Here is a 23,825-nt window from a genome sequence, read left to right as displayed (position 1 = left end):
ATCGAGAGGACATTCCCATGAGCATTTTGGGCAACTACATCAACGGCCAGCCCGTGGCCAGCCAGAGCGGCCGTACCGCGCCCGTCTACAATCCCGCGACCGGTGAGCAGCGCCTGCAGGTGGCACTCTCCTCGGCCGACGAGACGCGCGAGGCGGTACATGTTGCCGACGAGGCCTTTGCGACCTGGTCGAAGATCACGCCGCTCAAGCGTGCGCGTATCCTGTTCCGCTTCAAGACGCTGGTCGAGGAGCATGCCGACGAGCTGGCGCGGTTGATCGCCAGCGAGCACGGTAAGGTGTTCTCCGATGCCAAGGGCGAAGTGACCCGCGGCCTGGAAGTGGTGGAGTTCGCCTGCGGCATCCCGCACCTGCAGAAAGGCGAGCATTCCATGAACGTGGGCACCGGGGTGGACAGCTACTCCATGATGCAGCCGCTGGGCGTCTGTGCCGGCATCTCGCCGTTCAACTTCCCGGCCATGGTGCCGATGTGGATGTTCCCCATCGCGCTGGCCTGCGGCAACACCTTCGTGATGAAGCCCTCCGAGAAGGATCCTTCCACGCCGATGCGTCTGGCCGAGCTGCTCACCGAGGCCGGCCTGCCCGACGGCGTGTTCAACGTGGTCAATGGTGACAAGGAGTCGGTGGATGTGCTGCTCACCGACGAGCGCGTCCAGGCGGTGAGCTTCGTCGGTTCGACGCCGATCGCCGAAACCATCTACGCCACGGCGTCCGCACATGGCAAGCGGGTCCAGGCCCTGGGTGGTGCCAAGAACCACATGGTGATCATGCCCGATGCCGACCTGGATCAGGCCGTCGGCGCGCTGATGGGAGCGGCCTACGGCTCCGCCGGAGAGCGTTGTATGGCGATCTCGGTGGCCGTGCCGGTGGGCGAGGAGACCGCCGAGCGCCTGCGCGACAAACTGGTCGCCGAGCTCGACAAGCTGCGTGTCGGACCGGGTCTCGTCGATGGTCCGGACAACGACATGGGCCCGCTGGTCACCCGCGAGCACCTGGAAAAGGTCAAGGGCCATATCCAGACCGGTGTGGATGAGGGGGCCGAACTGGTGGTCGACGGCCGCGAGACGGCGATCGAAGGGGGCGGTGATGGCTTCTTCGTGGGCGGCTCGCTGTTCGACCACGTCAAGCCTGGCATGCGCATCCATAGCGAGGAAATCTTCGGGCCGGTGTTGGCCATCGCCCGGGCGGCGAGTTTCGACGAGGCCGTGTCGATGATCAACGATCATGAGTTCGGCAATGGCACTGCCATCTTCACCCGCGATGGCGATGCTGCCCGCCAGTACTGCGAGCAGATTCAGGTGGGCATGGTCGGCGTCAACGTGCCGATCCCGGTGCCGATGGCTTTCCACAGCTTCGGCGGCTGGAAGCGCTCGCTGTTCGGCCCGTTGCACATGCACGGCCCCGATGGCGTTCGTTTCTATACGCGCATGAAGACCATCACCCAGCGCTGGCCGAGCGGCATTCGCGAGGAGACCAACCACTTCACAATGCCAACGCTCTGAAGCACGCCAACCCAACCCTAGGCTGTCGGGCCGAGACGTCCGATGTTGCCATGTCATGTGAGGACGACAGAATGGCAGACCTCAAGTTCGGCTTGATCGGCACCGGCTTCATGGGTAAGGCCCATGCTATTGCGCTGAAAGCGGCGCCTACCGTCTTTTCCCTGCCAGCCTTTCCGGTCTGCGACCTACTTGCCGAGGTCGATGACGAACAGGCTGCCCGCAAGGCGCGGGAACTGGGGTTCGCTCGTTCCACTGGCGACTGGACGGCACTGGTGCAGGATCCGGATGTGGATGTAGTGGATATCTGTGCACCCAATTTTCTGCACAAGGAGATGGCCTTGGCCGCCATCGCTGCGGGCAAGCATGTCTACGCCGAAAAGCCGCTGGCACTTTCCGTTGTCGATGCCCAGGCGATGGTCGAGGCTGCCGAGGCGGCCGATGTGAAGACACTGGTGGGCTTCAACTATATCCGCAATTCGGCCACTCAACTGGCGCGAGAAATCGTGCAGAGCGGTGAGATCGGCGAACTGGTGCACTTCCGGGGCCGCCACAACGAGGATTACCTGGCCGATCCGGCCAAGCCCCATGACTGGCACACCCGGCGTGCCACCGCCGGGGCTGGTGCCCTGGGGGATCTGGGCTCACATATCCTCAACATGGCGGAATATCTCACCGGTCAACGCATCGGCGAGGTATGTGGCCAACTGCAGACGGTGATCCCCCAGCGAGCGTTGCCCGGCGGGGGCGGTGGTATGGCGAAAGTCGAGAACGATGACCAGGCCCAGGCGCTGTTACGCTTCGATGGTGGCCTGATCGGCAACATGGAAACATCGCGGGTGGCTACCGGGCGCAAGATGGGGTTGGCCTATACCCTTACCGGTACCAGGGGCTCGATCGTCTTCGACCAGGAGCGCATGAGTGAGCTGCAGCTCTATAAACACGCGGGGCCCGAAGGACGTCGCGGTTTCAGCACACTGCTGATCGGTCCCGAGCACCCGGATTACGCGGCCTTCAGTCCCGCTCCGGGTCATGGTCTGGGCTACAACGACCAGAAGATCATCGAGATTCGCGACCTGGTGGAAGGCATCGTGGGCGACAGGCCCCTCTACCCGAATTTTCGGGAAGCGGCACGGGTCAATCGCCTGATCGAGGCCATCGAGCGCTCACATCTCGAGGGCAGTTGGGTATCCGTTTCCGGCTAGGCACTTTTCAGACACAACTCGAGGGCAGCGGCCGCATGGCGTCCTTGCGCCATGTCGAATATGCTGGCGAGCGGGCTATCCAGCGCCCGTGGCGGTAGTAGGCTACGGGCGACCAACAACGAGGTACTGGCCCGGTACCCGACATGTAGCTGGAGACATTCATGCGTCACTTTCCGCGGTTTCTCGCGGCGCTCGCCGCCCTCTGGCTGGGCGCCGCTTCCCTGACGGCGTCGGCCGACACGCGCATCACCTACAAGTCTGCCTCCGCCGGCACGGCCTACTATCAGATGGGCGTGGAACTGTCCGAGGCCATCAAGGCTGGCACCGATGGTGCCATGACCCTGACCCTGGAGGAGAGCCAGGGATCGGTCCAGAATGTCATGGAGGTGATGGCTCGCCAGGGCAACTATGTGTTCACCACGCCGCCGCCGCTGGCGGCCAAGGCGGTGGCCGGTGAGGGGCCCTTTGCCGAGCGTCGGCATCCGCGCTTCCAGGAGATCCGTGGGCTCTTCCCGATCCCTTCGCTGACCATGCACTTGGTGGTGGCCGGGGAGCAGGACACCCTGCGTCTGGAGGAGCTGGCGGGCAAGCACCTGCTGATTGGTCAGGGTTCCTTCGGGGCCCGTGAGGCTGCGCGCTATCTCGAGCTGTTCGGTCTCACCGATGAGGTCGAGGTCGACGATGCCGATGTGGGCAGTGCGCCGGACGCGCTCAAGAACGGCCAGATCGACGCCTTCGCCACGGCCGGTTCCTTCCCCGCGCCCAATGTGATCGAGACCGCAGCCAGCATGCCGGTGGGACTGGTGTCGATGACCGAAGAACAGATCGCCGAGACCGGCGCGACGCCGCAGGAGATTCCGGCCGGCACCTACGCGGGCATCGACGAACCGGTGATGACGACATCGCTGCCGGTGGCCGCCTACACGACCACCGGCATGGACGACGACACCGCCTATACCCTGACGAAGACGTTCTGGGAACGACGCGAGGCCATGGCCGAGAGCTCGCCCTGGTGGCGCAGCGTGTCGCCCTCGATGCTCGCCAACATGCGGGGTGAGTTGCATCCCGGTGCACGGCGTTACTATGAGGAAGCCGGTATCGAGGTTCCCTGAGCGTGGTGCTTGCTCGAGCCCGGTTCATGCAGCGTTTCTGGGAACGCTGCATGAATGCCGGCGCGGCCCCGTGCACTTCGCGTTCCATCCTGCTCATTGATCCCTTGTCGTGAACGCCTCATGTCTTCCACCTCTTCATCTCATGCCGCCGAGGCGGCAGCGTCCGGTATTCCCGGTGTCCGTCTTCCCTGGGTCGGGCTGGGCGTGCTCTCGGTTGTCTTCCACCTCGGCCTGATCTTCTATGGGCTGACTCCGGCGCTGGTGAGTCGTCCGCTGCACATGGCGTTGATCCTGCCCTGGGTGCTGGTGTTCGCCGCGCGCACGCCCTGGCAGCGCTGGAGCGGTTGGGCGCTGACCCTGCTCGGCGTGGCGGCCTGTGTCTGGATCGCCGTCAACGAGCAGGCCCTGTCCGGGCAGTACGGTTTCATCGATACGCCGTTGCAGATGGTCATCGGGGGCTTTCTGATTGTACTGGCCCTGGAGGCTGCGCGTCGGGCCATCGGCTGGCCATTGCCGCTGGTGGCGGCGGTGGCCCTGCTCTATGCCTTCTTCGGCCAGTACGTGCCAGGGGAGTTCGGGCATCCGGGGCTACCGGCGGCTAGCCTGGTTGGTTCGCTGACCATTGCCGAGGGGGGCCTCTGGGGCAAGCTGACCGGCGTCAGCGTCGGGGTGGTGGCGATCTTCGTGATCTTCGGGGCGGTCCTCAATGCCGGCGAGGCCGGCAAGGGTTTCATGAACCTGGCGGGCCTGGTTGCCGGCCGCTTGACGGGTGGCGGAGCCAAGGTCTCGGTGGTGTCCTCGGCATTGATGGGGTCCATCTCGGGGTCGGCGTCGGCCAATGTGGCCTCCACCGGGGCGATCACCATCCCGTCCATGACGCGCCTGGGCTATCCGCGGGCGCTGGCTGCCGCCGTCGAGGCGGTGGCGTCCTCGGGTGGGCAGATCATGCCGCCGTTGATGGGGGCCGGCGCCTTCGTGATGGTGGAACTCACCGGCACGCCCTATACCGACATCATGGCTGCCGCCATGCTGCCGGCGCTGCTCTATTTCGCCACGGTGTGGATGGGCATCAACGCCTATGCCACGCGCCATGACCTTCGCCCGGTGGCGGACGAGGACCGGCCTGCCTTGCGCGAGGTGTGGATGACGGGGCTGTTCTTCGCCGTGCCTTTTGCGGTGCTGCTCGAGCGGATCTTCCATGCCGGCAACACGCCCCAGTATGCCGCCAGCCTGGCGATCTTCGTCGGGGCGGCGCTGCTGTGGCTGGATTCACGCCTGGTGCCGTCATGGCGTGGCCTGTTCACGCGACTGGCCGAGGCCATGGTGCTCGCCGGGCGCCAGGTGGCGACCATCGGTGCGATCATCATCTGTGCGTCGCTGGTCATCGGAGTGCTGGCGATGACCGGGCTCGGCGTCAAGGTCACCTCGGCAATCCTCTCGCTGTCCGGAGGCGCCCTGTGGCCGGCGCTGCTGCTCACCGCCCTGGCATGCCTGGTGCTGGGCATGGAGGTGCCCACCACCGCCGCCTATGTGATCTGCGTGTCGGTGGCCGGGCCGGCATTGACCGAGTTGGGATTGCCGCCCTTGCTCGCCCACCTGTTCGTGTTCTGGTATGCCTTGCTCTCGACCATTACGCCACCGGTCTGTGGCGGGGTCTTCATCGCTGCCGGCATGGCCGGCGAAAGCTGGATCAAGGTCGCCCTGCGCGCGATGTCGCTGGGGGTCGGGCTGTACCTGATTCCGCTGGCGATGGTCGCAAGGCCCGACATCATTCACCTGGCGGATACGCCCTGGCGAGCGCTGGCCGAGACCGGCCTGGTCGGGGTGGGGCTGCTGGCGATCTCCTATGGGCTGATCGCGCGACGTTCGCCCGTCTGGCGCCTCGTGCTGGTGGTTGCCGGCCTGGCGGTCATCTTCCTGGGCTAGGCGCTTGGCAGGCGTTTCGAAAACGCTCGGTGATCGGGGCCTCGGGCCATAGCATGGGGCCTCGGTCGAGCGGGCGGTGGCCGAACAGCACCCAGGTGTCCAGGGCGGCGCCCAGCGACCTGATCAGGCGCAGTCTGTCGGCATGGCGCTCGACCATTTCCTCGGCCATGAGGCCGGCATCCACCTCGCCGTCGAGCACCGCCTCGGCCACGGCCACGATGGTCGGCATCTCGCGCTGTTCCGGCCAGTCGGCAAGATCGGTGTAGTGCCGAGTCGCAGGCTGTAATGCCAGCGAACACGGGCGGGGGCGATCCCGGCGCGCGACGATGGCCAGCGGTCGACTGGCGGCGATGAAGCTGTCGACCGGAAAGGCGCGGTGCATGTAGCGGCCCACGCAGTCGGCGTGAGCAGGGTGGGCCGTGACCTGCAGCACATAGTCGAGCCGCCGGGCCACCAGGGACTCGAAGGCCGAGGGGAAGGCGTCGACCAGCGTGATCGATGCGCGCTCCAGGCCGCGCTCCGCGAGGTAGCGACGCAGGATCAAGGCGTGGTTGCTGTCGTCGGGGCCGAGGGTGGCGAATCGCATCATGGAACTCTTGCTATCGGTGTCGTGGTGCCGTCTTGATGACTACCAGTATAACTCGCCGTGGTCGATCCCCGACTCCAGAGAATCATCAGTGCGGATGGCTGGGTCAGCCGGCCTGTCATGTCGTCGGGGCAGGATCATGTCCGTTTCGGCAACGTTGGCGTCGCAATGGGAACGCTGTGTTCGGTCGAGGCGTTCCACGCTGCATGGAAAGCTCGGGCTCAGGATGACGGCGCCACCGGGTGGCGCCTCGCAAGGGGGCGAGATGACCGATTACATGCCGTGGCGCAACGAGGAGCCCTTGGCTCAGGAGTCCCTGTCGCTGGAGGTGCCGCCCGGTCCGACCTGGCCACCTCCCGGCTCGCCGGATATCACCATCGCCCGGGCGGTGACGCCGCGTCCCATCACCGAGGTGGCGGCGCGGCTTGGCATCGAACCCTCCCAGCTTCTGCCTTTCGGTCACGACAAGGCCAAGTTGCCTCTCGCCTTCACCGATGAACTGGCCGATCGTTCACCGGGCAAGCTGGTACTGGTCACCGCCATTACTCCGACGCCCGCCGGGGAAGGCAAGACCACCACCACCGTGGGGCTGGGCGATGGCCTGAGCCGGCTCGGCCATCGCGCCGCCATCTGTCTGCGCGAGCCCTCGCTGGGCCCCTGTTTCGGCATGAAGGGCGGCGCTGCCGGCGGCGGCCGCTCGCAGGTGATTCCCATGGAGGACATCAACCTGCACTTCACCGGCGACTTCCACGCCATCACCACCGCTCATAACCTGCTGGCCGCGCTGATCGACAATCACCTTCACTGGGACAACGCGCTGAACCTCGATCCCGAGCGCATCACTTGGAAGCGGACGATGGACATGAACGACCGGGCGCTGCGCCATCTGACCGTCGGCCTCGGCGGCCAGGGCGTGCCGCGCAGCGACGGCTTCGACATCACCGCCGCCTCCGAGATCATGGCAATCCTCTGCCTGGCCCGGGATCTGGCCGATCTACAGCGACGCCTCGGCAAGATCGTGGTAGCGCGGACCCGCGACGGGGAGCCGGTCATGGCTCGGGATCTCAAGGCTGAAGGCGCCATGGCAGCGCTGCTCAAGCAGGCGCTGGCCCCCAACCTGGTACAGACCCTCGAACATACACCGGCCTTCGTTCACGGAGGCCCTTTCGCCAACATTGCGCATGGCTGCAATTCGGTGATGGCCACCCGTTCGGCGCTGGCCCTGGCCGACGTGGTGGTCACCGAGGCCGGGTTCGGCGCTGACCTGGGCGCCGAGAAGTTCTTCAACATCAAGTGTCGCCAGGCCGGCCTGAGGCCCGATGCGGTGGTGGTCGTCGCCACCCTGCGCGCTCTCAAGATGCACGGCGGCGTGACCCGGGAGGCGCTGGGCCAGCCCGACCCTGAGGCGGTGCGCCGTGGCGCGGCCAACCTGGCACGTCATGTCGAGAACCTGCGTGGTTTCGGCGTGCCGTTGATGGTGGCGGTCAATCAGTTCGATCAGGATTCGGCCGAGGAACACGCCGTGCTGCGCGAGGCCTGCGATCAGCTGGGCGTGGAGATGGCGGTGAGCAGTCACTGGCGGGACGGCTCTGCCGGCAGCGAGGCGCTGGCCGAGCGAGTGGCAGCCCTGCTCGATGCCCCGGCCCCTGAGCCGACGCTGACCTATGCCGACGACGCCGGCCTGGTGGACAAGGTGAGGGCCATCGCGACCCGGCTCTACGGTGCCGCGGATATTCATCTGGAGGAACGGGCGCAGCGTCAGCTCGAAGAGTACGAGGCGTTGGGATACGGCCACTTGCCGGTGTGCATCGCCAAGACCCAGTACAGCTTCACCGCCGACCCCGGGGCGCAAGGCATGGTGGTGGGGCACGTGCTGCCGATCCGCGAGGTCGAGCTGGCCGCCGGGGCTGGCTTCGTGGTGGTGGTGTGCGGGGCGATGATGCGCATGCCGGGCATGCCACGCCACCCGGCGAGCGTCGACATGCGATTGGACGAGGACGGCGAGATCGAGGGACTTTCCTGACGCCGTCCGTTCCGATGCCGTATCAGAGCTGACGTCGCCAGCGGCTTTCGATGGTGTCCAGTTGCGCTGGGCCATAACGCGCGCTGGCGTGGCCACTATAGTGGGCCCATAGCTGGTCGCCGAGATCGAAATGCCACCATTCGCTGGGCAGGTTGGTGAAGCCCTCGGCATGCATGGCGTGATAGAGCAGGCGCCGGTTGTCCCGGGCCTGGCGCCTGGCGCCGTCGCGCCCTGGATCGTCTTCCAGCGCATCGGCATGCGACGCCGGAACGGCCTCGTCGAACAGCGTGCCCATGTCCAGCGGCAGGCCGTCGGTATCGCACAGGGTTACGTCCACGGCGCCACCGGTCAGGTGCGGGCTGGGCGCTGTCGGCTCGGTGCTGGGCTGGGCGACGAATTCGCGAGTACGCCCCAGCAACTCCTGCTCGTCGAGCTCGGGATGATTGGCCTGGATCGTGGCCTGCAGGGTCTCGAACAGGTACTGCTGGACCCGCCAGGGTCGCCATCCGTCCAGCACCAGCAGGCTCAACCCTTCGGGCAGGGTGCGAGCCACCGCGAGAAGACGGCGGTAGACCCCTTCGCGGACATAGCATTCGTTGACGGCGCCGGGGATGCCCATGCGCGCGTAGGCCGGAAAGACCTTGACCGGCGGCGGCGCCAGGCTCATGGGCACCAGGGGTTCGTCGCTGCCGTCGATCGACACTTGGCTGACTGCTGCCCAGTCGGGCTCGGCGCGATGGGGAATCGGCGTGTCGGCGTGGGGGATGTCGGGATCGGATCGGGTCATCGGGTCATCCAAGAGTCGTCGGGAGCCACAGGGTGAGCGAAGGGAACAGGATCAGGGCCGCCAGCACCAGCAAGGCGGTGACCACGAAGGGCCAGATGGTGCGGAACAGGGCGGTGATCTCCAGTCGGCTGACCGCCGCTGCCACGAACACGCAGGCTCCCATGGGCGGCGTGATCAGGGCGATGGTGATGTTGAGGGTGATGATGATGCCCAGATGCACGGGATCGATGCCCGCCATCATCGCCACCGGTGCGAAGATGGGGGTGAGCAGCATCAGGGCGGAAACCTCTTCCATGAACATGCCGGTGATGAAGGTGATGGCGCTGAGCAGCACCAGGATCACCACTGGCTGCTCGATGTAGGGCGTCAGCAGTTCGACGAACTGGCTAGGAACCTGGGCGTAGGAAAGCAACCAGCTGACCGTGGCCGAAGCGGCCATGATGATGAAGATGGCGGCGGTCAGGCGTGTGGTGTCGACGATGGCACGCCAGAAGTCGCGAGGGCCAAGGTTGCCCATTGCCAGGCCGTAGAGCGCCACGTAGAGCGCGGTCAGCGCACCGGACTCGGTGGGCGTGACCAGGCCCATGACAATGCCGGCGACGATGATGAAAGGCGCGATCAGGGCCGGCAGGGCGCCCAGGGCGGCGCGTCCCAGTTCGGCACTGCCGGGCCAGCTGCCGCGCTTCTCGAGCCCGCGTCGTCGGGCATACCAGGCGTTCATGGCCATGAAGGCGGCGCCCAGCAACAGGCCGGGAATCACGCCAGCCAGGAAAAGGTCGCCGACCGACGTATTGGTCAGCGAGGCGTAGAGAATCATGAAGATGCTGGGAGGAATGATCGGTCCGATCAGCGAGCTGCCAGCCGTGAGGCCGGCGGCGAAGGCAGTGGAATACCCTTCCTTGCGCATCGGAGGCACCAGCAGCGAGCCCAGGGCCGAGGTGTCGGCTACCGCCGAGCCGTTGACGCCGGCGAAGAACACGCTGGAGACCACGTTGACGTGGCCCATGCCGCCGCGCAGGTGGCCGACCAGGAGTCGGGCCAGCCCCATCAGACGGTCGGTGAGGCGGCTGGCGTTCATCAGGTTGCCGGCGAGGATGAACAGCGGAATGGCCATCAACGAAAAGGCGTTGATACCGCCGAAGAACTGCTGGGGCATCATGCGCGGGATCATCGCCGGGTCGACGAACAGGAAGCCGACCACGGCGGTGGCCAGCAGCGCGATGAACAGGGGCAGGCCGAGCAGCACTTGCGTCAGGAAGACCGCGAACATGGTCAAGGTCATCATGAGGACGATTCCTCCAGCGTCGGCAGTGGCGCCGGCCCATGCCACAGGGCCTGCCAGGCGAGCAGGGCGAAACCGGTCGGCAGGGCCATCACCGGGATGGTACGGCTGATGCCGAGCCCCTGGCTGGTGAACATCGATACCGACTGCGCGTAGCGATAGCTGAAGATCGCGCCGGCTACGGCCAGTGTCAGGGTCAGCAGCCATTGATAGAGGTTGAGCAGGCGACACAGAGGGCGCGGCAGTAGACGCTCGATGAGCGCCACGCGCATGTGGCCGCCTTCGACCCAGACCGCACCGGCTGCCAGCATGACGCCGCCGATGATCAGATAACGGGCCAGTTCATCGGTCCAGATCGGAGCGCCGCCGGCCAGGTAGCGCATGGCGACGCCATACAGCATGGCCAGCAGGTCGATGAACAGCAGGGTGCCGGCCAGCGTCAGGGCGGCCCGCCGGGTCAGGTCCGGCAGTCGGGAGAGGTGAGAGCGCATGGTGGATTCCGTGAAGCAGGCCCGAGCGATGCACGCCCGGGCCGGGGTGAGGGGTTATTCGCCTTGCGGCTCCAGGCCAGCGTCCTCTAGGGCCATGTCGATGTAGCGAGGCGCGATGTCCTGCTGCTCGAGCCAGTCGAGGTAGGCCGGTTGCCCCTGCTCGCGGAAGGCGGCCAGTTGTTCCTCGTCGGGGCGAATGATCTCCATGCCTTGTTCTTCCAGGTAGGCGATGCGCTCATCCACCCTGGCCTCGTTGTGGTCACGGGCCATCTGATTCGCCTCGGCCACGGCTTCCTGGAAGGCGCTGCGCATTTCCTTGTCCCAGCCATCGATCATGGTGGCGTTGCCGACCAGGAACTGGTCCGAATACTGGATGTTGGCCAGGGTCAGGTAATCCTGCACTTCATAGAGGCTGCCGAGGATGATGTACATCGGCGGGTTCATCTGACCGTCGGCCACGCCGGTCTTCAAGGCCATGTAGACCTCGGTCCAGGGAATTGGCGTGCCGGATGCCCCGAAGGCCTCGTAGAGCGCTACCTGGCTCGGGTCCATGGCGCGGAAGCGCAGGCCCTCGAAGTCATCCGGCGAGGCGATGGGACGCTTGTCGTTGGTGAAGGCCAGAAAGCCGCCTTCCTCGACCACCGCCAGGAGCTCCAGGCCGGCCCGCTCGCGCAGGTCGTTCTCCACCGCCTGCCAGTATTCGCCTTCATCGAAGAACTGGCGAGCGTCGTCGAAGTCGTCGAACAGGAAGGGAATGGCGCTGGCGTAGATCTCGGGCACGACCGGCGACATGCCGGCGAAGGAGGCGATGTTGAGTCCGGGCGAGCTCATGACCTGTTCCATGCGCTCCTGTTCTTCGCCGAGCATGCTGTTCGGGTAGAGCTTGATCTCGATCTCGCCATCGGTCTTCTCCTCGACCCGCTTCTTGAGATCGGTGGCGAAGACATGGACCGCGTTCTTCTCGGGGTCCGGGGCGCCGTTGTAGCCGAGATTGACGGTGGTGGCGGCCTGGGCGCCACCGCTCAGGGCAGCGGTGCCTAACAGGCAGGCAGCGATGAGCGATGTGAGGCGAAAGGACGTGGGGCGGAAGACAGCCATGGGATTCTCCAGCGGGGTTGTTGTTGGGATGGCGCGTGTCGGTGAACGACCGGCATGGAATGAGACTAGGCGTTGTCTCGTTGACTATTCAAACCCATGAGTGTTGCTTTTATGGCAACGCTGTTGCCGTAGCCTGGGGGCGTCGTCCTGGAAGAAGCGCATGCCGTGTCTCAAGTGGTTCAGGCAGGCGCGACCGGCCACGGTCAACTCGCGATCAGTGCGGCTGACGATCTGTGCCCGGGCATCGTTCAGTACCCGATGGGCCAGCGGCAACACGGCGATGTCGCCCTGCTGGATCTCCTCGGCCACGGTCAACTCCGGCATGAAGGTCACGCCGATGCCCGAGCGCACGAAGTTCTTCAGCACCGCCACCGAGTTGGTGTGCAGCCGGGCGTGCAGGTGAAGGCGCTCCTGGTGAGCCACGGCGTTGACCATCTGGCGCATGCCGAAAGGATTGTCCATCAGGGCCAGGGGCCAGTCGGCGAACTCGTGCAACGAGACCGGTGTGGTGCGATCGGCCAGCGGGTGCCCCGTCGGCACGATCAGGTCCAGAGGTTGGCGGGTCTCCACATGGCAATGCAGCTGGGGATCGATGGGCGGCGCATAGAGGAGGGCGAGATCCACCTCGCGGGCCTTGACCAGTGCCATGGCCTCGTTGACGCCGGCCATTTCCACGGCGATGTCGATGCCCGGGTAGGCGGTCATGAAGGTCTGCAATGGCGCGTCGATCAAGTCGGCGATGAAGCCCTCGCCCACCGCGATGCGTACCTGGCCGCTGACCAGTTGCTGCAGGGCTCGCAGCTGGGAGATCACGGCGTCCTCGGCGCTGCGCTGGGCGTGATGATGATCGACCAGCAGGCGTCCCGCCTCGGTGGGCTTGACGCCGCCGGCATGCCGTTCGAGCAGGGCGACGTCGAGCGTCTCCTCGAGCAGCTTGATCCGCCGGCTGATGGCCGAGACATCCACATGCAGATGCGTGGCCGCACCGCGCAGAGAGCCGCGGCGAATCACTTCGCTGAGATAGGCCAGGGCGCGCTGGTTGAGCATGGGAACTCCAGTCACCTGGTGGATGGTGGCGCCACCCGCTACGCTCAAGGCGAGCACTATGGGTCAGGGAGGCGGGTATGGAGCCATTGTATCGCGTGTTACCGGAGGCGACCTGGGAAGCGGCATGTCGTTCCGGCATGGTGTCGCGTTGTGGCAATGACCACCGGGCCGACGGCGTGCACCTGAATGTCGCCGCGGCCGTGGCCTATACGGCACGCCGCTATTTCGCCAAGGACGAGCGGCCGTTGATACTCGAAGTGGACCCGAGCGGCTTCGCCGAGCATATCGAGTGGCGCGAGCCGACCGACGAGGAACCCTGGCCAAGGCCACTGGCGCGTATCGAGGCCCTGCCGACCGAGGCGGTGGTGACGGTCCGTCGCGTCGAGGCGGAGTGGCTGGAACGCTGACGCATCAAGGGTGCCCTGCCCTGTCGGCCCGGCCGGCAGATGGCAAGCGGCCGGTCGAGGCAAACTGCCCTGGCGTGGTTCCGAACTGCCGCCGGAACAGGGCGATGAAGGCGCTGGTATTGTCGTAGCCCAGTTCCAGCGCCACTCGTGTTACCGAGTCTCCTGCCGCCAGCAGCTCCATCGCGCGCAGCAGCCGCACTCGCTGGCGCCACTCGGTCAGGGTGAAGCCCGTCTCCTTGACGAAGCGTCGCGACAGCGTGCGCGGGGCGATACCGGCCCAGGCGGCCCATTCCTCGAGACGTCGGGAATCGTCGGGACATTCCGACAAGGCGCTTGCCACCTTCCGCACGCGTGGATCCGTGGGCATCGACAGCCCCAGCGCATCGTGAGGCGCCGTGCCGATTTCATCCAGGAGCACGTCGGCCAGTCTCTGCTGCGCCGCCGTCAGCACGTTATCCGAGACCTGTGCCAAGCGTGCCACTACCTCACGGAGCAGGCCCGAGACGGGGAGAATGCAGGGCCGGTCCGGCAGGGCGGTGCAGGACGCAGGCGTCACGTAGGCGCTCCATCCGGCGAAGGGCCCATGTGATCTCAGGCCGTGCATGATAGCGGGCGGTACCCAGACGGCGTGAGTGGCCGGCACGACCCATTGCCCCCGATCGGTCTCGACCGACACCAGACCGTTCGAGGCGCCGAGCAATTGGCCGCGCGCGTGGCGGTGGCGCTGCGTCACCCGCAGCGCGTCCGAGCGCAGCATGACGGCGATGACCGAGGGACCATCGGGGGAGGCCGCCAGGTCGGGAGGAATCAGCGGAGTCGGCATGAGTTGGCACCAAAGCGCTATATGTTGGCTTATATAACGCAACAAGGCCGCCTGGGTTCAAGTACGGTGATCTCTCCACAACAGGAGGAACGACAATGCGAGCCGAAGACATTCTCCCCGACGATACGCATCAGATCGAGAAGAGCGGCACCGTCATCCGCAAGGGCAGCGTCGCGGCCTTCCTGGCCAATGCCAAGTGCTGGAGCGATCCGACGACGTCTCCCGATGAGCGCGCGACAGCGGAACGCGACATTCTGGCGGCGCTTCCCGCACTGCGAGCCCTCGGGCTGTTCGAGGTGCTGGCCGTTCGCGACCCTGCCCTGCAGAGACGCCTCGACGCCGGCTGAGCCCACTGCACGCGGCCAGGATCGCATGATGGGGGTGTGAGCCGTGCGCCACTGACGTGAGGCGGGCGACCGGTGCACTCGTCGCCTCACCTCGATGTGGAAACCGTGACGCTCGGCATCACCCCCAGATGGCGGCGCCCACCAGCGTCAACGCGAGAATCATCAGGGAGACCATGGCCTCGCCGAGCGTGTAGGTCTTGAATCCGCCTCGCACGCTGAAGCCGGCGAGCTGTGTCGTGATCCAGAAGCCGCTGTCGTTGACGTGACCGATGCTGATGCCGCCCGACAGGGCTGCCAGGGCGATCCAGATCGGGTCGACCACACCGGTGGAAGCCGCTCCGGCCATGATCGTCATGGCGGTGATGCCGGCGACAGTGCCCGAGCCCTGGGCGATACGGAAGATCGCTGCCAGGCCATAGGTGAGCAGGATCATGCCGAGCCCCGACTGGGTCTCGCGGAAGACGCTGTCGACCAGCGTCTGGCCGATCTGGGTGGCCTCGATCACGCTGCCCAGCGAACCGCCGGCACCGGTGACCAGCAGGACCATGCCGGCGGTCTGCAGGCCAGTGGCGGCGGCGGTGTCGCGTTCGTCACGGTTCATGCTGCGCGAGGCCACCGCATAGGCGGCCAGGGCGCCGGCCATCAGGGCGACGATGCGGTCGCTGATGAAGGCCACGAAGGCGGGCAGCGTGTCGCCGGCCAGCAGACCCAGTTGCTGGCAATAATCATAGAGGGTGCCGCTCAGGATCAGCAGGATCGGCAGCGCGATCGGCAGCAGGGCCTGCCAGAGCGGAATCCGATCGAAATCGACCGGTGCCGTCGTCTCGCCTCCGCCGACCGTGGCGACGTTCAGCTCGTCCGTGCGGGCGTTCCAGATGCCTCGGTCGAGGATCAAAAAGTAGAGCTTCATCACCACCAGCGCGGTGATCAGGCCGACGCCCAGGCCGGCGAAGGTCATGACGCCGATATCGAAGTCGAGGATGGTGGCCGCCGCCAGCGGATTGGGGGTCGGTGGCACGATGGTGTGCGAGGTGGCGGCCCCGATGACCAGGGCACCGACGGCATAGGGCAGGGGTTTGCCGAGAGTCTTGGCCAGCGCCACGCCCAGTGGCACCAGGATCACGAAGGTCACGTCGAAGAAGACCGGGATCGAGAGCAGGAAACCGGTCAGCCCCAGGGCATAGAGCCCCGCACCGCGCGGAGCGCTCTTCACCAGAGTGTGGGCGATCTTGTGGGCGGCCCCGGAGTCGCTCATCAATTGGCCGATGATGACGCCAAAGCCGATGGGCAGGCCGATGCCGGCCATAATGTCGCCGAAACCGCCGCTGATGGCATCCACGGTGTCGGTCATGCCGAGCCCCATGGCGAGGCCGAGGTAGAGGCTGCCGATGATCAGGCTGATGGCAGGGTTCAGCTTGGCGTAGAGGATCAGGAGCAGAATGAGCGATATGGCAATCGTGAGATGCAGAATTTCCATGGCGTGAACTCTCGAAGAGGTTGTTGTCGGTACGAGTCTGCCCATGGCGACCGGGTGAGCCCGGTCGTCATGTCGTGGTGGAAAACGTGAGCGAGTAGGGCTCGGGCCGGCATGAGGGCGGCCCCGAGGCGAGCTATCGGGGCCGAGCCAGGCGCGCCGGGCAGTAGTTCATCGGCTGCGATGCTCGTGTCGGTTTGCTGGAGGCTGGCGCCCCATCCAGAGAGGCGTGACGGCAAACCAGACGAGCGTGACGAACAGCAGCGCCCATTTCATCGCGACCTCGCCCAAGGCATCGAACAGGTACAGGCTCGGCAGCAGTACCGTCAGGACGAGCATCGAGATCGAGAGGGTCTGGAGAATCGTGCGCATGGCGAGTCACTCCCTCGTTGCGGTGGTGGCCGAGCCGTTCGGGGCGGCCGTCGTGGTCATGGCGACATGAGTTGCCTGTCGCCGCTGAGCCAGGAAGCTCAGGCCGATGAACAGGGTCGCGGCGATGAACCAGCCGGGCAGGGCCACGAAGAAGATCTCGATGTCGGCGAAGCGCACCAGCACCAGGCAGATCGCCAGGGTGATCAGCCAGGTGCCCAGGGCCGGCATGGTCATTCGATGCCCGGCGTACTCGGCGTAGAAGCGCTGCATGCCGAGCCGCGGAAGAACCCAGTAGTCGATGACGATCACCGCGCCGATCGGCATCAGCAGCAGGCCGTACAGGGCGACGAACCCCAGCAGCTGCATCGCCACGCCGGGGAACATCGCCACGAAGGTGGTCAGCAGTCCCGTGCCGATCGTGACATGGAAGCGCGAGACCCGCGGGATGACGGCCTGGAAGGCGAGTCCGGCGCGGTAGATGGTCGGGTTGGCGGTGGTCCAGCCGGCGATGATCACGCAGATCAGCCCCGCCACGCCCAGTGCCTGATCGGCCAGGGGGCCAGGGAGCGGATCCGGTATCCGACCGGCTTCGGCGGCGGCGATCACGGCGGCCTCGCTGCCCAGGCCGGCATCGTACATCTGGAAGGCGAACAGCATGGAGGCTGCCAGCCAGGCCATGAAGTGACCGACATACATCCCCGCCGCCGAGGCGATGCTGTACCAGCTCTTGCGCGCAAAGCGCAGTACCGACAGATCGGACATGCCGATGTGCATGGCCATGTTGGCAAACCAGGCGAAGAAGATGACGTGCCAGATAGTGAAGTCCGGCTGTCCGGGCACGTGCACGCCGGTCCAGATCGCCGTCTCGGCCAGTTGCCACAGGTCGCCGGTGGAGGCGACGCTCGTCCCTGTGGCATCGATGAACCACTTCAACGAGACGATACCGAAGCCGAGGAAGATCAAGACCATCCAGGGAGCGGCGATGTTGGCGAACCAGGACACGAAGCGGTAGCCGTAGGCCGCCACGAGGGTGATCATGAGGCCGACGCCCAGCACGCTGAGTACCCAGCCGATGCTGTTCGGTGTCATGTCCGCCAGGGTGGGCAACGGAAAGCCGAACCAGACGCCCACGGCGGTGGCGGAGACGGTGATCATGGCGCCGGCGAGAAAGCAGAACGCCAGGCCATTGGCCAGGTTGTAGAGGATGACGGTGTAGCGTCCGGCAATCTTCTCCAGATGATAGTAGAGCGTCAGCCGTGCCCGGGTCCCGATGGGAGCCGTGAGGAAAAGCCAGCTCAATACCGCCAGGGCATTGCCGACCAGCAGGCCGACCACCACGTCGAAGGCCGACACGCCCGCCAGGACGAACAGAGGGCCGATCATCAGCTCGGTGCCGGCGGTGTGTTCGCCGGCATACATGCCAAGAAAGTTCTTGAATCCCAGTCGCGCCTCGTCGGGGACAGGCTGGCGCTCGTACTCGCTGCGCGGGGCCGAGGTGGCTTGTGTCTCATGGGATGTCGTGCCCATGGCGAGTCCCTCCTGTTGTTGTTGGGGTGTCGGGGCTCAGGTTTCGAGATAGACCACGTGGCTATGGGTATATTCGTAGAGACCGTGCTTGCCATCGGCGCCCCCGATGCCCGACTTGCGGGTGCCGGCATGGAAGCCCTGCATCGCCTCGAAGTTTTCGCGGTTGATGTAGGTCTCGCCGTAGTAGATCTCGCGACAGGCGTGCATGGCGCGGGCGAGGTCGCGGGTATAGACCGAGGAGGTCAGGCCGTAATCGGAGTCGTTGGCGAACTGGATTGCCTCATCGAGGTCGTCGACGATCTGGATCGGCAGTACCGGGCCGAAGATTTCCTGTCGCATGATTTCCATGTCGCTGTGGCAGCCGGCGAGCACCGTGGGCTGGTAGTGGAAGCCCTGGCCGAGGTCGGCGACTTGCCCGCCGGTGATCGTCTCGGCGCCGTCCCGACAGGCGCGTTCGACCATGGCGGCCACCTTGTTCAGCCCTTGCTGGTTGATCAGTGGTCCCATCTCGACATCCGGTTGTGCTAGGGGATCACCGTAGGTGGTCTCGGCCATGGCGCGAGCGAGCTTGTCGGTGAACGCGTCGGCCACGCCGCGTTGCACGTAGATGCGCTCGGCACAGTTGCACACCTGGCCGGTATTGATGATTCGGGAGGCGCGAATCGATCGCACGGCCAGGTCGATGTCGGCGTCGTCGAGGACGATGGCCGGCGCCTTGCCGCCCAGTTCCAGGTTGAGCTTGGTGATGTTGTCGGCGGCGCCGCGCATGATGCGCGAGCCGGTCTCGACGCTGCCGGTGAAGCTGATCATGTCGACCCGCGAACTCGCCGTCAGGGCGTTGCCGGTACTGGCGCCGCTGCCGCTGACCACGTTGAACACGCCCTCGGGAAGGCCGATCCGGTCGAGCAGGCGCGTGAAGGCGAAGCAGTTGTTGGGCGTCTCCTCGCTGGGCTTGATCACCACGGTGTTGCCGGTGACCAGTGCCGGGGCCATCTTGCGAGCGATCAGAAAGAAGGGGAAGTTCCACGGCAGGATGCCGGCGACCACGCCCAGCGGCTTGCGGAACAGGAAGATGTTCTCGCCGGGGCGGTCGCTCTCGATGATCTCGCCTTCGATGCGTCGTGCCCAGCCGGCCATGTAGTCAAGGTAATCCGCGGTGAAGTTGACCTCCACTTCGGCCAGGCCGGAGACCTTGCCCTGTTCTTCGGTGATGATCCGCGCCAGTGACTTGGCCTCGCGGCGTATTTCGTCGGCAAGGCGCTGCAGGTAGGCGGCGCGCTCCACGGCGGGCAGGCGTGACCAAGGTTTCTGGGCGGCGCGGGCGGCGTCCAGGGCGCGTTCGACGTTGTCCGCTGAGGATTCCGGCGCCCGCGAGAGCAACTGCCCGTTGGCTGGGTTGCGTACCTCGAGGTGCTCGCGGGCGGGGACGAAGGCTCCGTTGATGTAGTTCTGGTGGGTCTGGATATCGCTGGCCATGAATCGACTCCTCTCGTTGTGGTGTTATGCCGTTGTCGCGTGTGTCGTTGGCGTTGCGGTTCAGTACGTGTCGGAAGGTGTCGCCCGGGAAGCGCCGGGCTTGTAGCGTTCCATGGTCTGCAGGGCGGCCTGGCGCAGCAGACTGATGTCGATGCCCACGGCGATGAAGTCGAAGCCCCACTCGGCATAGCGCCGGGCGTCCGGCTCGGCGGGCGCGAGGATGCCGGTGGCCTTGCCGGCCGCCTGGGCGGCATCGAAGGCGCGGCGGATCATCGCCTGCACGTCGGGATGGCCGGGGTTGCCGATATGGCCGACTCCGGTGGAGAGGTCGGCGGGGCCGATGAAGACGGCATCGACGCCTTCCACGGCGGCAATGGCCTCGACATTGTCGATACCCTGCGGTGACTCGACCTGGACGATCAGGCACAGCTCCTGGTGAGCGGTCTCGATGTAGTCGGGTACGGCATCCCAGCGCGTCGCGCGAGTCAGGCCGCCGCCCACGCCGCGGATGCCCTGCGGCGGGAAGCGCGTGGCACGCACCAGGGCTTCGGCCTGTTCGGCGGTATCCACCATCGGCACCATCAGGGTCTGGGCGCCGATGTCGAGCAGGCGCTTGATCAGGGATGGGTCGTGATTGACGGCGCGTACCACCGGGGCGCTGTCATAGGGCGCCATGGCCTGGAGCTGGCCGAGTACGGCCGGCACGGGGTTGGGTGCGTGCTCGCCATCGATCAGCAGCCAATCGAAGCCGGTGGTGGCGAGGATCTCGGCGGCGTAGGCGGTGCCGAAACCGGCCCAGCAGCCATAGCGTGTCTGGCCGTTGAGGGCGTGCTTGAAGGGATTGCGCGGAAGTTGCATGCCGGGCTCCTACTGCAGGTTGACGAACATGCCGCCGTCGACCAGCAGCGAGGCGCCGGTGACATAGGCCGCCATGTCGGAGGCGAGGAAGGCGATCGGGCCGGCCATGTCTTCCGGACGCCCAAGGCGGCCCAGCGGTGTGCGGCCGATCATGTAGTCGCGCTTGTCCTGGTCGGCCAGGTCGTCCTTGTTGATGTCGGTCTCGATGGTGCCTGGCAGCAGGGCGTTGCAGCGGATGCCGTAGGGGCCGAGGGCGACGGCGCAGGATTGCATCAGCGAGAGCAGCCCGGCCTTGGTCGGCGTGTAGTGGGTCTGCATGGCGCCGCCGACCAGGGCACTGATTGAGCTCACCGCGATGATCGCGCCGCCGTAGCCTTGTTCCTTCATGCGATTGGCGGCGGCCTGCACGGCGAAGTAGGCGCCGTTGAGGTTGGTGTTGACGGTTTCCAGGTAGGTTTCCCGAGGCATGTCCAGAAAGCTGTGGAACGGGCAGATGCCGGCGTTGTTGACGAAAACGTCGACACTGCCGAAGTGCTCGACGGCGGCGTCGACCAGCTTGTCGCCGGTATCCGGATCGCCGGCGGGGGCGCCCACTGAGGTGGCAGCGCGTCCGAGCGAGCGGATCTCGCCGATCAGCTCGTCGACTAGGGGGCGGCTGCTGTCGCTGCCGCTGTAACCGATGACCAGATTGGCGCCCTGACGGGCGCACTCGAGGGCAGCGGCGCGGCCGATGCCGCGCGAGGCGCCGGTGATGATGACGGTCTTGTCGTTGAGAAGCATGAGGGACTCCAGGGGTCGGGGATTCGTCGATGTCATGCGTGGCGCGCGAGGCGATACAGGCGTCGGGCGTTGTCGACGAAGAGCGCCCGTCGTTCGTCGGGCGAGGCATCGGCGACGATCTCGGCATAGGCATGCCAGGTGTCGGTGTAGCGGGCGTAGAGCCCATCCACCGGGAAGTTGGAGGCAAACAGGCTGCGCTCCACGCCGAAGGCATCGATTGCCTCGAGAATCAGTGGCCGGATGCTGCCGACCGTCCAGTGATGGTCGAGCATGCCGAAACCACTCAGCTTGATGGCGACGTTGTCCCGTGCGGCCAGCTTGCGCAGGCCATCGCGCCAGACGCGCCATCCCTCGACACCCTGGCGATCGACATACATGCCCGCATGATTGAGCAGAAACTGGGTATCGGGATGTTCCGCCGCCAGGGCCGCGGCCTGTGTCATCTGGGAGGGATAGATCTGCAGGTCGAACGAGAGGTCGTGGCGTGCCAGCAGGCGAAAGTTGTCGCGCCAGGCCGGCTCGCTCATGTAATGCCGCCCCACGTAGTCGAACAGCGGGTCCTCGTGCACGTTGAGGATCTGGCGTACGCCGCGCACCTTCTCGCTGTGCTCGAGTTGCGCCTCGAGCGTTCGCGTGGCCTCAGGGGACGAGAGATCGGCGCCGACGACCAGCGCCGAAGGCAACGGTGGTTGGCCATCGTCGTCGAGCGTTGCCAGCCACTGCGTCTCCTGGACCGGGTCGACGGCATCGGCCTCGATGTGCACGGCGCCGAGCAGCTCGATATCGCCACGTTGGCGCCGCAGCTCGGCCGGGCCTACATCGTGGGCCATGGGGCTGTAGTCGCCGAGCAGGTTGGGAGACGGTTGCTCGAGCCAGGGTTGGTTGCCCTGATCGAGTTGCCAGAAATGCACATGGGCATCGATCACTTGCATGGTCGTCATTCCTCGGGAAGCAGCGTGAACACTTCATCCAGCGCCACGCTCTGCGGCGAGGCATCTGGCTCGGTGTCCATGATATCGGCCATGGCATGCCACCAGCGCTGCATCACCGGCAGTGACGGCAGGTCGTCGACACGATGATCGTCGGCCAGCGTCATGATGGCGAAGAGGTGGCGCGATTCGGGGTCGAGGAAGATGCGATATTCCTCGATGCCCGCTTCGCGCAGTGCCGTGACCAGCTCCGGCCAGATGGCGTCGTGACGTCGCCGATACTCGGCCTCCTGGCCGGGGTGCAGCGTCATGCGAAGGGCGCGGATCGGCATGTCGTTCCTCTCTTGGTCGATGCTCGTCGAACTCAGTGCTCGTAGGGACGTGCCAGCTGGTTCTCGGGATTCAGGCGTACGCCGAAACCGGGGGCATCGAGCCGGGAGGCACGCATGCGACCGTTTTCCGGTACCGGCTCGTCGAGCAGCAGCGGGTTGAACATCGGCACCACTTCATCGGCCTCGGGAGCCATCATCAGGAACTCGGCGAACGGGCTGTTGTGGCGCGTGACGACGAAGTGGTAGCTGTAGACCGAGGAGCCGTGCGGCACCACCAGCTTGTTGTGGGCATCGGCCAGCGCCGAGATCTTGATCAGCTCGGTGATGCCCCCGCACCAGCCGACGTCGGGTTGGATGACATCGCAGCACTCCATCTCCATCAGCATGCGAAAGCCCCATCGGGTCGCCTCGTGTTCGCCGGTGTTGACCAGCATGCCGGTCGGGACGTTGCGCTTGAGTTCGGCGTAGCCCCAGTAGTCGTCGGGTGGCAGGGCCTCTTCGATCCACTTGAGGTCGAACTCGCGGGCTCCCTGGGCGAGGCGCGTGGCGTAGTTGACGTCGAGGCTCATCCAGCAGTCGAACATCAGCCAGAAATCGTTGCCGACGCGCTCTCGCATGTCGGCGAGCTGGGCGAGGTTCTTCTCGAGCCCGGCATCGCCTTCGGCCGGCCCGTGCTTGAGCGGCATCTTGCCGCCGATGAACCCCATCTGCTTGGCCAGGTCGGGGCGTGCGCCGGTCGCGTAGAAGGTCAGCTCGTCACGTACCGGGCCGCCGAGCATGGCGTGGACCGGCTCCTGGCGGATCTTGCCCAGCAGGTCCCAGAGCGCGAGGTCGACGCCGGAGATGGTGTTGAGCACCACGCCCTTGCGACCGTAGAAGAGGGTGGCATTGAACATCTGGTCCCAGATGCGCTCGATGTCGGTGACGCGCTGGCCCTCGATGAAGCGTGCCAGGTGCTTCTCGACGATGAAGGCGCCGATCTCGCCGGCGGTGGTCACCGCGAAGCCGGTGGTGCCGTCGCTTGCCTCGACCTCGACGACCAGGGTACCGAGCACGTTCAGCCCGAAGCTCTTGCGCGTCATGCGGTACTCGGGGTACTTGCTCATCGGGGTCGATATCTGGCCATCGATCCAGTGGCCGTCGCCCTGGTCGTGGTAATCGGCGCCGCCGCCGCGCACCGTATAGGCGCGGATGTGCTTGATGGTGGGCATCGGCATGATGCTGTCCTTCCAATGAATGACAAATGAAAAGGTGTGGGGGAAATAGATACGCGCGATAGCGACGCCTGACCAATGCAGAGGCGGCCCCTTGTGATACCTTTTCATTATCAGTTGTCGTCGAAGCGAGGCTTCATGGGCTCTTCGAGGAGTCCCTGAAATTGGAGGGGTAGAGCTGAATTAGACCAATGTCGAATGGGTCGTGACGA

At 65.7% G+C, this 23,825-nt stretch carries 23 protein-coding genes; 7 read left to right on the top strand and 16 right to left on the bottom strand.

The genetic code is table 11. The features are described 5' to 3' along the window. Window positions 1–17: 17 nt before the first annotated feature. The 4 genes from HSDC_RS14165 to HSDC_RS14150 all read left to right on the top strand — a co-directional run bounded on the left by HSDC_RS14165 (window position 18) and on the right by HSDC_RS14150 (window position 5,760). Window positions 18–1,520 (top strand): CoA-acylating methylmalonate-semialdehyde dehydrogenase, encoded by a 1,503-nt coding sequence (locus HSDC_RS14165; RefSeq protein WP_064700596.1) that lies wholly within the window; start codon window positions 18–20, stop codon window positions 1,518–1,520. Window positions 1,521–1,591: 71 nt separating this feature from the next. Then, complete coding sequence (locus tag HSDC_RS14160) at window positions 1,592–2,722, top strand: Gfo/Idh/MocA family protein (protein WP_064700595.1); 1,131 nt, start codon at window positions 1,592–1,594, stop codon at window positions 2,720–2,722. Between the two features lie 161 nt (window positions 2,723–2,883). Further along, a complete protein-coding gene (locus HSDC_RS14155; protein ID WP_064700594.1) occupies window positions 2,884–3,834 on the top strand; it encodes a TAXI family TRAP transporter solute-binding subunit in 951 nt (316 codons plus the stop codon). 120 nt (window positions 3,835–3,954) lie between these two features. Beyond that, entirely contained in the window at window positions 3,955–5,760 is a 1,806-nt protein-coding gene (locus HSDC_RS14150) for a TRAP transporter permease (protein ID WP_064700593.1), read from the top strand. On the opposite strand, the gene HSDC_RS14145 is transcribed toward HSDC_RS14150, so the two are convergent. After that, the gene (locus tag HSDC_RS14145; protein WP_175473475.1) at window positions 5,744–6,349 is read right to left on the bottom strand and encodes a hypothetical protein; all 606 of its coding nucleotides are present in this window, start codon (window positions 6,347–6,349) and stop codon (window positions 5,744–5,746) included. The two genes, HSDC_RS14150 and HSDC_RS14145, sit on opposite strands and share 17 nt — an antisense overlap. A gap of 262 nt (window positions 6,350–6,611) precedes the next feature. Here HSDC_RS14145 and HSDC_RS14140 point away from each other — a divergent pair, with 262 nt between their 5' ends. After that, complete coding sequence (locus HSDC_RS14140; protein ID WP_064700615.1) at window positions 6,612–8,369, top strand: formate--tetrahydrofolate ligase; 1,758 nt, start codon at window positions 6,612–6,614, stop codon at window positions 8,367–8,369. A gap of 22 nt (window positions 8,370–8,391) precedes the next feature. Here the strand turns inward: HSDC_RS14140 and HSDC_RS14135 are convergent, their stop codons facing one another. The 5 genes from HSDC_RS14135 to HSDC_RS14115 form a co-directional block, all read right to left on the bottom strand. After that, a complete protein-coding gene (locus HSDC_RS14135; protein WP_170862797.1) occupies window positions 8,392–9,156 on the bottom strand; it encodes a M15 family metallopeptidase in 765 nt (254 codons plus the stop codon). Between the two features lie 4 nt (window positions 9,157–9,160). Beyond that, window positions 9,161–10,438, bottom strand: a complete 1,278-nt coding sequence (locus tag HSDC_RS14130; protein ID WP_064700616.1) for a TRAP transporter large permease — start codon at window positions 10,436–10,438, stop codon at window positions 9,161–9,163. Further along, window positions 10,438–10,929 (bottom strand): TRAP transporter small permease, encoded by a 492-nt coding sequence (locus HSDC_RS14125; protein WP_064700591.1) that lies wholly within the window; start codon window positions 10,927–10,929, stop codon window positions 10,438–10,440. Before HSDC_RS14125 ends, HSDC_RS14130 begins: the two co-directional genes overlap by 1 nt. Before the next feature lie 54 nt (window positions 10,930–10,983). Further along, entirely contained in the window at window positions 10,984–12,027 is a 1,044-nt protein-coding gene (locus HSDC_RS14120) for a TRAP transporter substrate-binding protein (protein ID WP_064700590.1), read from the bottom strand. 84 nt (window positions 12,028–12,111) lie between these two features. Beyond that, on the bottom strand, window positions 12,112–13,074 hold the full coding sequence (locus HSDC_RS14115) for a LysR family transcriptional regulator (RefSeq protein WP_064700589.1): 963 nt from the start codon (window positions 13,072–13,074) through the stop codon (window positions 12,112–12,114). Window positions 13,075–13,151: 77 nt separating this feature from the next. Between HSDC_RS14115 and HSDC_RS14110 the strand changes: the two genes are divergently transcribed. Then, window positions 13,152–13,481, top strand: coding sequence for a DUF952 domain-containing protein (locus HSDC_RS14110; protein ID WP_064700588.1), 330 nt, complete (start codon window positions 13,152–13,154; stop codon window positions 13,479–13,481). Window positions 13,482–13,485: 4 nt separating this feature from the next. Here HSDC_RS14110 and HSDC_RS14105 read toward each other — a convergent pair whose 3' ends face one another. Continuing rightward, a complete protein-coding gene (locus tag HSDC_RS14105; protein ID WP_064700587.1) occupies window positions 13,486–14,304 on the bottom strand; it encodes an AraC family transcriptional regulator in 819 nt (272 codons plus the stop codon). Between the two features lie 95 nt (window positions 14,305–14,399). Between HSDC_RS14105 and HSDC_RS14100 the strand changes: the two genes are divergently transcribed. Beyond that, window positions 14,400–14,651, top strand: coding sequence for a hypothetical protein (locus tag HSDC_RS14100; protein ID WP_064700586.1), 252 nt, complete (start codon window positions 14,400–14,402; stop codon window positions 14,649–14,651). Window positions 14,652–14,769: 118 nt separating this feature from the next. Here the strand turns inward: HSDC_RS14100 and HSDC_RS14095 are convergent, their stop codons facing one another. From HSDC_RS14095 to rhmD, 9 genes are all read right to left on the bottom strand, one after another. Beyond that, window positions 14,770–16,128: a GntP family permease gene (locus HSDC_RS14095; RefSeq protein ID WP_064700585.1), complete on the bottom strand. Its 1,359-nt coding sequence runs from the start codon at window positions 16,126–16,128 to the stop codon at window positions 14,770–14,772. 168 nt (window positions 16,129–16,296) lie between these two features. Further along, window positions 16,297–16,497: a hypothetical protein gene (locus tag HSDC_RS14090; protein ID WP_064700584.1), complete on the bottom strand. Its 201-nt coding sequence runs from the start codon at window positions 16,495–16,497 to the stop codon at window positions 16,297–16,299. Between the two features lie 6 nt (window positions 16,498–16,503). After that, window positions 16,504–18,024, bottom strand: a complete 1,521-nt coding sequence (locus tag HSDC_RS14085; protein WP_064700583.1) for a purine-cytosine permease family protein — start codon at window positions 18,022–18,024, stop codon at window positions 16,504–16,506. Window positions 18,025–18,060: 36 nt separating this feature from the next. Next, window positions 18,061–19,500 carry an aldehyde dehydrogenase gene (gene aldA / locus HSDC_RS14080; protein WP_064700582.1) on the bottom strand — a complete coding sequence of 480 codons (1,440 nt, stop codon included), beginning with the start codon at window positions 19,498–19,500 and terminating at the stop codon, window positions 18,061–18,063. A gap of 60 nt (window positions 19,501–19,560) precedes the next feature. Further along, a complete protein-coding gene (locus tag HSDC_RS14075; RefSeq protein WP_064700581.1) occupies window positions 19,561–20,358 on the bottom strand; it encodes an HpcH/HpaI aldolase family protein in 798 nt (265 codons plus the stop codon). 9 nt (window positions 20,359–20,367) lie between these two features. After that, window positions 20,368–21,138, bottom strand: a complete 771-nt coding sequence (gene lra1 / locus HSDC_RS14070; protein ID WP_064700580.1) for an L-rhamnose 1-dehydrogenase Lra1 — start codon at window positions 21,136–21,138, stop codon at window positions 20,368–20,370. A 32-nt stretch (window positions 21,139–21,170) separates the two neighbouring features. Then, window positions 21,171–22,070, bottom strand: a complete 900-nt coding sequence (locus tag HSDC_RS14065) for an amidohydrolase family protein (RefSeq protein WP_064700579.1) — start codon at window positions 22,068–22,070, stop codon at window positions 21,171–21,173. Window positions 22,071–22,075: 5 nt separating this feature from the next. Beyond that, a complete protein-coding gene (gene rhaM, locus HSDC_RS14060; RefSeq protein ID WP_064700578.1) occupies window positions 22,076–22,399 on the bottom strand; it encodes an L-rhamnose mutarotase in 324 nt (107 codons plus the stop codon). A gap of 32 nt (window positions 22,400–22,431) precedes the next feature. Beyond that, a complete protein-coding gene (gene rhmD, locus HSDC_RS14055; protein WP_064700577.1) occupies window positions 22,432–23,616 on the bottom strand; it encodes an L-rhamnonate dehydratase in 1,185 nt (394 codons plus the stop codon). Window positions 23,617–23,825 lie beyond the last annotated feature (209 nt).

The sequence above is a fragment of the Halomonas caseinilytica genome (assembly GCF_001662285.1).
GTDB classification, from domain to species: domain Bacteria; phylum Pseudomonadota; class Gammaproteobacteria; order Pseudomonadales; family Halomonadaceae; genus Halomonas; species Halomonas caseinilytica.
The sequence above is the reverse complement of the archived record's forward strand: the minus strand, read 5'-3'. Positions and strand labels throughout refer to the sequence as shown.